This window comes from Hyphomicrobium sp. (genome assembly GCF_019744875.1).
In the GTDB taxonomy this organism is placed as follows: domain Bacteria; phylum Pseudomonadota; class Alphaproteobacteria; order Rhizobiales; family Hyphomicrobiaceae; genus Hyphomicrobium_C.
The window spans coordinates 456578-468643 of sequence record NZ_JAIETU010000003.1 but is presented as its reverse complement, the minus strand read 5'-3'; the positions used below and the strand labels follow the sequence as shown (position 1 = coordinate 468643).

The window sequence follows — 12066 nt, the reverse complement described above, 5'->3', positions numbered from 1 at the left end:
GCGGTTAGCCGCACTGGGCGCGATGGCGCAGCAGGTGATCGGCCAGCACGAGCGCCATCATGGCTTCGCCGACGGGGACGGCGCGAATGCCGACGCACGGGTCGTGGCGGCCCTTGGTGACGATCTCGGTCTCGTGGCCTTCGGCGTCGATGGTCTGGCGCGGGGTGAGGATCGAGGACGTCGGCTTGACCGCGAAACGGCAGACAATGGCCTGGCCCGTCGAGATGCCGCCCAGAATTCCGCCGGCGTGGTTGGAGAGGTAGCGCGGCTTGCCGTCGGTGCCCATGCGGATCTCGTCCGCGTTGGCTTCTCCGGTCAGCTCGGCGGCACCCATGCCGTCGCCGATCTCGACGCCCTTGACCGCGTTGATGCTCATCATGGCGGAGGCGAGGTCCTGGTCGAGCTTGCCATAGATCGGTGCGCCGAGGCCCGCGGGAACGTTTTCAGCCACGACCTCGATCACGGCGCCGACCGAGGAGCCGCTCTTGCGCACGCTGTCGAGGTAGGCCGTCCATTCGGGCACGATGCAGGGATCCGGCGCGAAGAAGGGATTGGTGTCGATGACGTCCCAGTCCCACCGCGAGCGGTCGACCTTGTGCGTGCCGACCTGGACGAGCGCGCCGCGGATGACGACGCCTTCGCCCAGTACCTTGCGGGCAATAGCGCCTGCGGCCACGCGCATCGCCGTTTCGCGCGCCGACGAGCGGCCGCCGCCGCGGAAATCGCGGATGCCGTACTTGGTCCAGTACGTGATGTCGGCGTGGCCAGGGCGGAACGCGTTTTTGATCTCGCCGTAGTCCTTGCTGCGCTGGTCGGTGTTGGCGATGTGGAGCGCGATCGGCGTGCCGGTCGTGACCTGGCGGCCCTGGGCATCGTTGAAGACGCCGGACAGGATCTCGACGGCGTCCGCCTCGCGGCGCTGGGTGGTGAAGCGGGACTGGCCGGGCTTGCGGCGGTCGAGGTGGACCTGGATCTCCTCGGCGGTCAGCGGGATGCCGGGCGGGCAGCCGTCGACCACGCAGCCGATGGCGGGCCCGTGGCTTTCGCCCCAGGTGGTCATGCGGAAGAGATGGCCGAAGGTATTGTGTGACATGCAATCCGATTTTTGCCGGGGGTTCGAATTGCCTGTTCGAGGCGCGAACCGAAACGTCTTGACCTGTCATAAGTGCCGCGCGCGCCTACAGCAAGGGCACAGCGCCCCGGTGCGGCCGCGGGGAGGCGGCTCTGCCCAAGGGGTCAGTACGAGCCAATGCGCGGCATGTACAAGTAGAAGAGCCTCCGCGCGGATTTGTTTTGCAGGAGCGCGCGACGCAGGTAAGCAGGCAGGTGCCCTGCGTGTTGTGCGCTCTTTGGAAGGAGGCAGCATGAGGCGTGCCGGGTGACCGCAACCCAATTGCGGCGCCTTGATGGGCTTATAGGTAGTAGACGCGTCTGCGTTTCAGCGGATCACTCTATCCGGTCTGAGCAACCGGCCCGAGCGATCTGCCCCATGTATCGTTTGCATCGAGGGAGCTGGAGCGCCGCTGCTCTGGCTCCCTTTGCTTTTTGGTGGTCTGGGGGGGAGCGACCCGGTTCGGCGGCTACACCCACCGCATGGTGCCGTTTTCGAGCACGAGCACGCGGTTCTGAGGGCTTTCCAGGCTCGGAATCAGGCCAGGGTCGAGGCCAAGGACGTCGGCGCGCAGGCAGCGGGACACGCCGCCGTGAGAGACGACCACGCAATCGCCCGTCTGCGCGCCCGCCCACCCCTTCACGCGCGCAAAGAGATCGGCATAGCTTTCGCCGCCGGACGGGCGCCAGCGAAACGGATCGACGCGACGGGCGGCGGTGCCGTCAGGATCCTGGGTTGCGACGTCGTCCTGCAACGTGCCTTCCCAGGCGCCATAGGACAGCTCGATGAGGCGCGGGTCGATGTCGTAGTCCGCCTCGGCGAGGCCGAGCTCGCGGCGCACGATCTCCATCGTCTCGCGCGTGCGCCCGAGCGGGCTCGCAACGAAACGGGTGCGCGAGGGATCGGGCAGGAGGGTGCGCAGAACATCGCCATTGCGGCGCGCCTGGGCGCGACCGGTCTCGTTCAGCGGGATGTCGCGCTGGCCCTGATAGCGCCGGTCACGGTTCCAGTCCGTCTCGCCGTGGCGGATGAAGTAGATCGTCGGGTGGTCACGCATGAGGCGATCGTCACCCGCGCGGCTCGAAACGCGCGGCCTGGCTCCCTGGTCAGTCGCCCTTGACGACGGAAATGTCCGGGGCGTCCTCGTTCTTCATGCCCTGGACGTGGTAGCCCGCGTCGACATGATGAACTTCGCCGGTCACGCCCCGCGACAGGTCCGACAAGAGGTAGATGCCCGCGCCGCCGACATCCTCGATGGTGACGGTGCGGCGGAGCGGAGAATTGTACTCGTTCCACTTCAGAATGTAGCGGAAGTCCGAGATGCCGGCCGCGGCGAGCGTCTTGATCGGACCGGCGGAGATGGCGTTGACACGGATGTTGTTCTTGCCGAGGTCGGAGGCGAGGTAGCGCACGGACGCCTCGAGCGCGGCCTTGGCGACGCCCATGACGTTGTAGTGCGGCATCACCTTCTCGGCGCCGTAGTAGGTGAGGGTGACGATCGAGCCGCCCGAGGTCATCAGCTTTTCGGCGCGCTGGGCGAGGGCCGTCAGCGAGAAGCACGAAATCAGCATGGTCTGCGTGAAGTTGGCTTCGGTCGTGTCGACGTAGCGGCCGTCGAGCTCGTTCTTGTCGGAGAAGGCGATGGCGTGCACGAGGAAGTCGAGACGGCCCCAGACGCGGCTGATCTCGGCAAACAGGGCATCAACCGAGGCGGCGTCGGAGACGTCGCAGGGCAGCACGACCTTGGATCCGAGTTCGGCGGCGAGCGGCTCGACGCGCTTTTTCAGGGCGTCACCCTGATAGGTCAGGGCCACTTCGGCGCCTTGCGCGGTCACGGCTTTGGCGATGCCCCAGGCAATCGAGCGATTGTTGGCCACCCCCATGATGAGGCCGCGCTTGCCGGCCATGAGCGTGCCGCCAAGTTGCTGTGCGCCTGGCGCCATTTCAGTCATCTTGCCGCAATCCCCATTCTTTTGAAATTTGGCCGCATCCTACACAAAAGGGCATTCGGGTCCAGATACCGATTGGACATGCTTCTGCTGTGCCGGCACAAGGCTATACCGAGTACCTGGGTGACGGCGCCGACATGACGAAAAAATTATTAACGCCAACGCCTTAGTGGCAGGACGGCCGGCCGGGCTTGCGTGGGGTCAGGCTCAGCCTTCGAGCACCCAGCGACGGTTCGCCGCCCGACAGGCAACCCCTTCGAGGGTACGCGTTTTGAAGCCGGTCGTCAGTAGAACGACGACGTGGCGGCAAATGTCGTGCTTGGCGTTGCGGAAGGAGACCGTCGGGCGGACGATGCCGGAGAGCTTCCCGTTGGACCGGCGCCAGACGAATGGTTCGCCGTCGTTCATGCTGGAGAGGCCCATCTGGATGCTCTCCAGGGCCGCGATCTCGTCGGCTTCGTCGAGGCGGCGGTCGGTGAGTTCGGCGAAACTCGGGCGGGTTTCTTTCCGCTGTTCGCTGGAGCACGAGCATTCGGGGCGGGCAGAGGGCGCTGCTTCGGCGCTAAAAGCCTGGTTGTCGAAGAGCAGGATCGTAGCGGCGAGGGCCACGCCCATGGCGGCCACGAGGACGTAGGTGTCCATCCAATCGACTTGACGCATGACGAACAACTCCAAACACATGACGCGCCAGGGCGACACACTGGCCCCAGCCTCGCTATTGTGGTCCGTCGTGGTTAAAAGGTGCTAAATCAGCGTCCCATTGATCGAAAACGCTGTATTGGAAACGCAAAATCGGCAGGCCTGCGTGACGGACGAACCTCATATTTCCGGGACCCCGGCTGCGGAAGACGGCTCGGACAATTTCACGTCGTCGGACGATCCGTTCGCGCTGTTCGAGGCCTGGCTGCAGGACGCGACGGCGTCCGAGATCAACGACCCGAACGGCATGGCGCTGGCGACCGTGGACGGATCCGGCCTTCCGAACGTGCGCATGGTGCTTCTCAAGGGGCTCGACGAGGCGGAGCATCCCGCGCGCGGGTTCGTGTTCTACACCAATCTCGAAAGCGCCAAGGGCCTTGAGCTCACGGGCTCGGGCCGCGCGGCGCTGCTGTTTCATTGGAAGAGCCTGCGCCGGCAGGTCCGGGTGCGCGGACTGGTGAGCCCGGTTTCGCCCGAGGAAGCGGATGCCTACTTCGCGACGCGGCCGCGCCTGTCACAAATCGGCGCCTGGGCGTCGGATCAGTCGCGTGCGGTCGAGAGCCGGCTCGCGTTTGAGAAGCGCATTGCTCTTTACACAGCAAAATATGCGCTCGGGACCGTTCCGCGTCCCCCTCATTGGTCGGGCTTCCGGCTGACGCCCGTCGAGATTGAACTCTGGCACGACCGTCCCTTCCGGCTGCATGACAGGATTGTGTTCCGGCGCGCCAACCTCTCGGAGTCATGGACGAAAGAGCGACTCTATCCGTAGCCGCGTCAACGCAGCCTCGCCGCGAGGTTGCGGCCTCATAAGCTCGCGTGCAGTGCGGCACGCGGCGAGGCGGCCGGCGCCATGCGGCGCATTTGTGTACCGCAGCAGTGAGAATATGTGGCCCCCCACTTGCGGAAAGGATGGCGGCCTGCAAGTGTGCCCCGGCAACCAGGGGGAGTCGCCTCGGCGGGCGCGCTCGACCGCGAATTCCACGGGGGAATCACTTGGCAAACGTTATCGCGTCCGGCGCCGTCGCGCCCGACACGGCGCAGCCTCAGAAGGCGCGCGACTGGATCGAAATCCTGCAACGCTACCGACATCCCGATCCGGCGCGGAGCTTCTTCGAAGTCGTCGTTTCACTTGTTCCTTATGTCGCCCTGTGGGCGGCTGCCTGGGCAGCACTGTATGTCGGCTATTGGCTGACGCTGCTCATCGCCATTCCGGCGGCGTTCTTCCTCGTCCGCCTGTTTCTCATCCAACATGACTGCGGCCATGGCGCACTGTTCAAGAAGCGCCTGACCAACGACTGGGTCGGACGCGCGATGGGCGTTCTGACGTTCACGCCCTACGACGCCTGGAAGCGCAGCCACGCCATCCATCACGCCACCCACGGCAACCTCGACGACCGCGGCACGGGCGACATCGATACGCTGACCGTGCGCGAGTATAAGGCGCTCTCGCCGTTCCGCCGCTTCATCTATCGCGTGTACCGCAACCCCATCGTTCTGTTCGGCATCGGGCCGACGCTGCTGTTCGTGGTGCAGCACCGTCTGCCGTTCAGCATGCTGCGTGGCGCGGACTGGCGGAGCTGGGCCAGCGTGATCGGCACCAACATCGGTCTGGTCGTGCTCGGGGGAGCGATGATCTGGCTCGTTGGCTGGAAGGCGTTCCTGGCCGTGCAGCTTCCGATCGTCGCCATCGGCTCGTCGATCGGCGTCTGGCTGTTCTACATCCAGCACCAGTTCGAAGACACGTTCTGGGCAGAGAATCCGCAGTGGAACGTGCACGAGGCCGCGCTGCACGGCAGCTCGCACTACGATCTCCCCGGCTTCCTGCCCTGGCTGACCGCCAACATCGGCGTGCACCACGTGCATCATCTCTACAGCCGCATCCCGTACTACCGGCTGCCGCACGTGCTGCGCGATTTCCCCGAACTCGCGGACGTGCATCGCATCACGCTGTGGGAGAGCTTCAAATGCGTGAAGCTCAGGCTGTGGGACGAGAACGAGCGGCGCATGGTGCCGCTGTCGGAAGTCCAGGCGTACGCCTGAGGCCACTCTCATCACCAAATGCAAAAACGGCCGCTGTCACCAGCGGCCGTTTTTTTATGTGTCGATCGTCGTTGTTCAAGAAGCAGCTCATTTTCCAGAAGTGACTCAGGCGCGCTCGATCGATTTGATCGGTGCGCGCGGGCGGCCGGACCGCTCGGCGATCTCGCGGTCCTGAGCTTCGATTGCCGCGCGTGCGGGCTCGTCGCCGTCGAAGCCGCCGAGAACATCGCTGGGCACCTTGCGGTTTGAGGTCTGCGAGCCGTCCTCATAGACGACGTTGAAGAACACGAATTCGGCCTTCGGGTTGGGTTTCTTCCGTGCCATCGGGAACTCCTCTCTCAATTGCCAACCCAACGACGACGCGAGCGGTGCCTGCGTCCGAGCGTCCTGCCGGGTTCGGGTCCTTGCGGGAGCGGCCGCACGTCTCGCGCGGCCGCTTGCGATCAGGTGGTTTGCTTACACCGCGTCGCGGCCGCGGCTTGCCGAGCCGGGGCGGGCGGGGCGTGCAAAGCCGCCCTGGTCGCGCCGGTCGCCATGTCCGCGCGAGGGGCCGCCGCGATGACCGTTCCCCTTCGCAGATGCCTCTCCGTCGCGCCGCGTGGGGCGGGCGAGGAAGCCGACATCGCGCAGGCTGCCCGTGCTCTCACCACCAGGGGCGCGATCCGATGCGTGGCTGGCACGGTGGGGACGGCGATCGCCGTGGTGATCGTTGCGCGATTGAGTTGCGCGCGGAGCGTGCCCGTGGTCGCGGCGTGCGGGGCCACCTTCGTGGCGCTCGGCGCGATTTTCGTGACGCTCAGGGCGGCTCTCGTGACGCTCGGAGCGGTTCTCGTGACGCGATGCGCCCGCGCTCTCAGGCCGTCCTTCGGGCCGTCCGTGTCCGCGGTCGCCGCGGGCCTGGTGCTGGCCGCCGCGGCGTGCGCCGCGCTCGTCGCGCCCTTCACCCCGGCCGCGTCCGTCGCCCCGGCCGTGCCCGTCACCGCGGCCACGGCGATGGCCCGAAGCGGGCTGGCCGTCGTTGCGATGGGCGGGAGTTTTGTCGGCGACGATCGACGGATCGTTGCGGCGGTCTTCGTGCGGGATCTGCTGGCGCGTCAGGCGCTCGATGGCGCGAAGCTGATCGCGCTCCTCGACGTCGCAGAGCGAGATGGCGATGCCCGATGCGCCGGCGCGCGCGGTGCGGCCGATGCGGTGGACGTAGGCTTCCGGAACTTCCGGCAGCTCGTAGTTGATGACGTGCGAGACGAGATCGATGTCGATGCCGCGCGCGGCGATGTCGGTGGCGACCAGAACGTTGATGCGCGACTGCTTGAAATCTTCGAGCGCGATTTCGCGCTGGCGCTGGCTCTTGTTGCCGTGGATCGCGGCGGCCTTCATGCCGGCGGTTTCGAGATGACGTGCCACGCGGTCGGCGCCGCGCTTGGTGCGCGTGAAGACGAGCGTGCGGGTCATTTCAGGGTTGGCCAGCAATTCGACCAGGATCGTGCGCTTTTTGCCGGCTTCGATGTGGATGACGCGCTGGCGGACGCGGTCGGCCGTGGCCGCGACGGGCGTCACGGATACCTTGACCGGGTTGTTCAGAAGCTCATCGGCGAGGCCCGAGATCTCGGTCGGCATGGTGGCCGAGAAGAACAGGTTCTGGCGGCGATGAGAGAGCGTCGAGACGATGCGGCGGATCGGCTTCACGAAACCGAGGTCGAGCATCTGGTCAGCTTCGTCGAGGACGAAGATCTCGGTGCCGGACAGCTCGCAGCAGCGCTGGTCCATCAGGTCGAGCAGGCGGCCGGGAGCGGCGACGAGCACGTCGACGCCACGCGAGAGGGCCTGGATCTGCGGGCGATGGGCGACGCCGCCGAACACGACGGCGACGGTGACGCCGAGGTGCCGGCCGTAGGCGCGGAAGCTCTCGGCAATCTGCGAGGCGAGCTCGCGGGTCGGCGAGAGGACAAGCACACGGCAGCCCTTGCGGGGAGCCGGACGGGGGTCGGCTGCCAGCCTGTTGAGGATCGGAAGGGCGAACGCGGCGGTCTTGCCGGTGCCCGTCTGCGCGATGCCGAGCAGGTCGCGGCCCTCCATGACAGGAGGAATGGCCTTGGCCTGGATCGGGGTCGGCGTCGTATAGCCTTCGTCCGCGAGGGCCTTGAGGATGGGCTCGGCAAGGCGAAGATCGTTAAAGGATGTCACTTGAGAATTCTTTCGGTTGGCCGCGCGTCAACGCGGCGGAGCGGCCGCGGGCCATCGCAATGGCGCTCACGGGCTCGTTGCATGTGACGCCCCGCGTGGCCTGGGCTGTCGGTTTTGGAAGATTCAGGGCGCTCAACAGGGGGACGAATTGGACCTCTATAAGGTCCCCTACATGTCCCTTCACGCGGCTGGAGCGCCGGAAGACGCTCGACCTTTTCGAGCGATGGCGGCTTTTCTCATGTTGCGGGTGCGAAGTCAAGGTGAAGCCGGGTGGCGCGGGGCGCTGCGGAGTCGCAGGCGGGACCAGTGTGGCTTCTGGGCGACCCGGTTGCTTCTCGGCGAGGTGTGGCGCCGAAGGCGTTGCGCGGGCGGCTGGCTTTGGGGAAAGTCTGCCCATGCATCCAGCCGCATCAGAAATCACCGGTCTCTACGAACGTCATGCCGAAGCCTGGTCTCGCGACCGCGGCAACGTGCTGTACGAGCAGAACTGGATCGATCGCTTCCTCGCCATTGCCACGCCCGCCGGTTCGCTGCTCGACATCGGCTGCGGATCGGGAGAGCCCATCGCGCGCTACCTGATCTCCGCGGGGCACGCCGTGACGGGCGTCGATTCCTCCCAGACAATGATCGAGACCTGCCGCGCCCGTTTTCCGGATCACACCTGGGCGGTTGCGGACATGCGCCGCCTTGCGCTCGGGCGTCGCTTCGATGGGCTGATCGCATGGGACAGCTTCTTCCATCTCTCGCACGACGACCAGCGGGCGATGTTTGCGATTTTCGCAGCTCACGCAGCGCCTCAGGCCGCGCTGATGTTCACGAGCGGACCAGCGCACGGCGAGGCAATCGGCAGCTTAAAGGGTGAGGCGCTCTATCACGCCAGCCTTGCACCGGACGAGTACAGGGCGCTCCTGTCGGAGCACGGCTTTGATGTGGTGGCGCATGTCGCGGAGGATAAAACCTGCGGCGGCCATACGGTGTGGCTCGCCGAGTCGCGCTAGCGACACGCCTATTGGGTGTCGCGAGCAAAAGAAAAAGCCGCCGGCTGTGGCCGGCGGCTTCGGTGCCCCATCGGGCCTGATTTTGCGGATCCGCCGCTAATTAAGCGACCTGGACCTGACCGGCCTGCTTGCCACGACCCTTGCGGTCATCTTCGAGCACGAACGAAAGCTTGTCGCCTTCGTAGACGCCGTTGATGCCAGCCCGCTCGAGAGCGGAAACGTGGATGAACACGTCCTTCGAGCCATCTTCAGGCTGGATGAATCCAAAGCCCTTGGCGGTGTTGAAGAACTTCACGGTTCCGGTGATGCGTTCCATTTGTAGTCTTCCTTCAATCAATTCGCGCGCAAAGATCAGCCAGTCCCGAACGGCGCGCCGTCATTCGAGGTCCCAGTCATCAGGAATAAGGCAAACGGCCGGTGGCACGCTATCTCATTCAACTTCTTGAGGGTACGATCCACCTCGGAGCGCACCGGCAGCGTGTATATGCGGGCAGTCTGTGGCGAAAGCAAGGATCATGTTCCGGTGTTTTTCCGGCACCAACTTGCACTCACTTCGTCGTTAAGTGTACTCCGCGGGTATTAATACCACCGCAGTAGTGCTAAGGGGGAATCCGCAAAAGACGAGCCAGCGGCAGCTCTATCTGCAACGCAAGCCAGTCCATACAACGCGCGGTGACCATCGTGTTTGCCGCCGAATTTGTTGATGGGGGACACATGGCTAACGGGACGTTGCGCGCGGTTTCACAGAGGTCTTCGAAGAGAACTTCGACTGTTCTGGGGGGCATCGCGGCGCTCAGCGTCTCGTTCACCGTGCCGGGTGCGCTCGCGCAGGAGCCGGCGCCACCTGCCGCAGAGACCGTCGAGCTGCCACCCGTTAACGTCGAAGCGCCCGCGATCAAGAAATCCACGGCCAAGAAGGCGGTGCCCGCCAAGCAAGCGCCCGTCGCAAGCCCCGTGGCGCAGGCGCCGTCCGCGACCGAGGCGCCGTCAGGTGAGGGGCAGGCGGAGACAGGAACGGGGCCGATCAAGAACGGCTACGTGGCGACCCAGACGACGACGGGTTCGAAATCCGATACGCCGCTGCGTGAAATTCCGCAGTCCGTTTCCGTGGTGGGCGCCGAGCAGATCCGCGATCAGGGTTCCAAGACCTGGCAGGAGACGCTGCGTTATGTGCCCGGCGTCATCGCTGATGGGTACGGCCTGGATAGCCGCGCCGACACGGCGTTCGTGCGCGGCACGGAGGCGTCGGAGTTCCTCGACGGCCTGAAGCGGACGTTCAACTATTACACCTACTCCTACAAGATCGACCCATACTTCATGGAGCGCATCGAGGTGCTGCGCGGCCCGCCTTCGGTTCTCTATGGCCAGGCGCCGGTTGGCGGCATCGTCAACTCCGTCTCGAAGCGGCCGCAAGAGGAGGAGTATCGCGAGGTCACCGTCGAGTACGGCACGTTCGACTACAAGCAGGTCAAGACAGACCTAACCGGAAAGCTGACGGACGACGGGAAGTGGAGCTACCGGCTCGTTGGCGCGCTGCGCGATGCGGACACGCAGGTCGATTACGTCCCTGACGACCACATGGCGCTGTCTCCGTCGATCACCTACAAGCCGGTCGCCGGCACGAGCATCACGCTGCTCGGGCACTTCCAGAACGATGACAGCGGTTCGACCCAACAGTTCCTGCCGCATGTCGGCACGCGGTATCCCGGCCCGAGCGGCTTCATTCCTTTCGATCGCTTTATCGGCGAGCCGGGGTACGACCGCTACGACACGGATGTGAAGAGCGGCTCGCTGTTCGTCGATCACAAGTTCGACGACACGTTCCGGCTGCGCAGCAACGTGCGCTATACCGACATTCACAACGTCTACGACACTTACTATCCCGCCTTCTTCTTCGGCTCTGAGCCCACGGACACCGGCTCGTACTCCGATCCTCAGCAGGAGACGATGCGGCGCGTCAAATCGGCAGGTTTTTCGAACACGCAGACCTGGAGCACGGATACCAACCTCGAAGCCAAGGTGCAGACGGGGCTGCTGAGCCACAAGATCATCGGCGGTATCGATTACAGCAACTTCCAATCGAACCAGAAGTCCGGCGAGGCGATCGCGCGCACTCCGTTTAATGTCTACCATCCGGTCTACGGTCAGCCGGACAATCTCGGCCTTCCGATCTATGATCCTGTGACGGGGGAGATCATTGGCTACGACCCGGTGTCTGAGATCCCGGTCACGTTCGACGACAGGCAGACCATCACGCAGACGGGGCTCTACGTGCAGGACCAGATGCGGCTCGGGAACTGGATTGCCGTACTCGGCGCGCGCCAGGACTGGCTGCAGCAGGACAGCATTACGAACCTCGATCCGACCAACCAGAAGAACGAGGCGACCACCTACCGCGCAGGGCTCATGTACGAGTTTGCGTTCGGTCTCACGCCCTACTTCAGCTATGCGGAATCCTTCGTTCCTGTCATTGGCCGCAAGCAAGGGGGCGGCGTGTTCGATCCTCAGCTCGGCACGATGTACGAGGTCGGCTTCAAGTATCAGCCGCCGGGCGCCAACTTCGTCATCAACAGCGCCGTCTACGATATTTCGGAGAGCAACCGGCTGGCCGAGGGACCTAACCCAAATTTCTCGGTTCAGACGGGCGAAGTGAGCATCCGCGGTTTTGAGATCGAGGCAATCGGCAACGTCACCAAAAACGTTAAAATTGTCGGCGCGTACTCGTTTACGGATGCCAAGTATGTCGGCGGCGATCAGGCCGGTTTCCGGATCGAATCCGTGCCCGAGCACCTGGCATCGCTCTGGGCCATGTACAGCTTCGACACTCCGATGCTCCAGGGCTGGTCTGTTGGCGCGGGCGTACGCTATATCGGGTCTTCGATGGACGGCTACGACACGATTAAGACGCCGCCGGTGGGCCTCGTCGATGCGACCTTGGCTTACGACGCTGGAGACTGGCGCTGGCAGTTGAGCGCCACTAACCTCGAAGACAAAGAGTATCTGACGACCTGTCTGTATCGCGGCGATTGCTTCAACGGCACCCGGCGCACGGTCACGACGGGGCTGACGTACAGGTTCTAACCTT

The 12066-nt window shown here is 64.7% G+C and carries 11 protein-coding genes; 4 read left to right on the top strand and 7 right to left on the bottom strand.

What is annotated here, in order from left to right; genetic code table 11:
* Window positions 1-4 precede the first annotated feature (4 nt).
* The 4 genes from aroC to K2Y42_RS09085 form a co-directional block, all read right to left on the bottom strand.
* Window positions 5-1093, bottom strand: coding sequence for a chorismate synthase (aroC, locus tag K2Y42_RS09100; protein WP_291151326.1), 1089 nt, complete (start codon window positions 1091-1093; stop codon window positions 5-7).
* A gap of 487 nt (window positions 1094-1580) precedes the next feature.
* Window positions 1581-2168, bottom strand: a complete 588-nt coding sequence (locus tag K2Y42_RS09095) for a histidine phosphatase family protein (protein ID WP_291151323.1) — start codon at window positions 2166-2168, stop codon at window positions 1581-1583.
* A gap of 49 nt (window positions 2169-2217) precedes the next feature.
* Window positions 2218-3063, bottom strand: a complete 846-nt coding sequence (gene fabI / locus K2Y42_RS09090) for an enoyl-ACP reductase FabI (protein WP_291151319.1) — start codon at window positions 3061-3063, stop codon at window positions 2218-2220.
* Between the two features lie 204 nt (window positions 3064-3267).
* Window positions 3268-3720, bottom strand: coding sequence for a hypothetical protein (locus K2Y42_RS09085; RefSeq protein WP_291151316.1), 453 nt, complete (start codon window positions 3718-3720; stop codon window positions 3268-3270).
* A 163-nt stretch (window positions 3721-3883) separates the two neighbouring features.
* Here K2Y42_RS09085 and pdxH point away from each other — a divergent pair, with 163 nt between their 5' ends.
* Together pdxH and K2Y42_RS09075 are read left to right on the top strand one after the other, a co-directional pair.
* Complete coding sequence (gene pdxH / locus K2Y42_RS09080; RefSeq protein ID WP_291151445.1) at window positions 3884-4528, top strand: pyridoxamine 5'-phosphate oxidase; 645 nt, start codon at window positions 3884-3886, stop codon at window positions 4526-4528.
* Between the two features lie 224 nt (window positions 4529-4752).
* Window positions 4753-5799: a fatty acid desaturase gene (locus K2Y42_RS09075; RefSeq protein WP_291151313.1), complete on the top strand. Its 1047-nt coding sequence runs from the start codon at window positions 4753-4755 to the stop codon at window positions 5797-5799.
* A 105-nt stretch (window positions 5800-5904) separates the two neighbouring features.
* Here K2Y42_RS09075 and K2Y42_RS09070 read toward each other — a convergent pair whose 3' ends face one another.
* Together K2Y42_RS09070 and K2Y42_RS09065 are read right to left on the bottom strand one after the other, a co-directional pair.
* Window positions 5905-6123, bottom strand: a complete 219-nt coding sequence (locus tag K2Y42_RS09070; RefSeq protein ID WP_291151311.1) for a hypothetical protein — start codon at window positions 6121-6123, stop codon at window positions 5905-5907.
* A 132-nt stretch (window positions 6124-6255) separates the two neighbouring features.
* A complete protein-coding gene (locus K2Y42_RS09065) occupies window positions 6256-7983 on the bottom strand; it encodes a DEAD/DEAH box helicase (RefSeq protein WP_291151309.1) in 1728 nt (575 codons plus the stop codon).
* A 395-nt stretch (window positions 7984-8378) separates the two neighbouring features.
* On the opposite strand from K2Y42_RS09065, the gene K2Y42_RS09060 reads away from it, so the two are divergent.
* Window positions 8379-8981 (top strand): class I SAM-dependent methyltransferase, encoded by a 603-nt coding sequence (locus K2Y42_RS09060; protein WP_291151306.1) that lies wholly within the window; start codon window positions 8379-8381, stop codon window positions 8979-8981.
* Between the two features lie 100 nt (window positions 8982-9081).
* Here K2Y42_RS09060 and K2Y42_RS09055 read toward each other — a convergent pair whose 3' ends face one another.
* Window positions 9082-9297 carry a cold-shock protein gene (locus tag K2Y42_RS09055; protein ID WP_291151304.1) on the bottom strand — a complete coding sequence of 72 codons (216 nt, stop codon included), beginning with the start codon at window positions 9295-9297 and terminating at the stop codon, window positions 9082-9084.
* 398 nt (window positions 9298-9695) lie between these two features.
* On the opposite strand from K2Y42_RS09055, the gene K2Y42_RS09050 reads away from it, so the two are divergent.
* A complete protein-coding gene (locus K2Y42_RS09050; RefSeq protein ID WP_291151301.1) occupies window positions 9696-12062 on the top strand; it encodes a TonB-dependent siderophore receptor in 2367 nt (788 codons plus the stop codon).
* Window positions 12063-12066 lie beyond the last annotated feature (4 nt).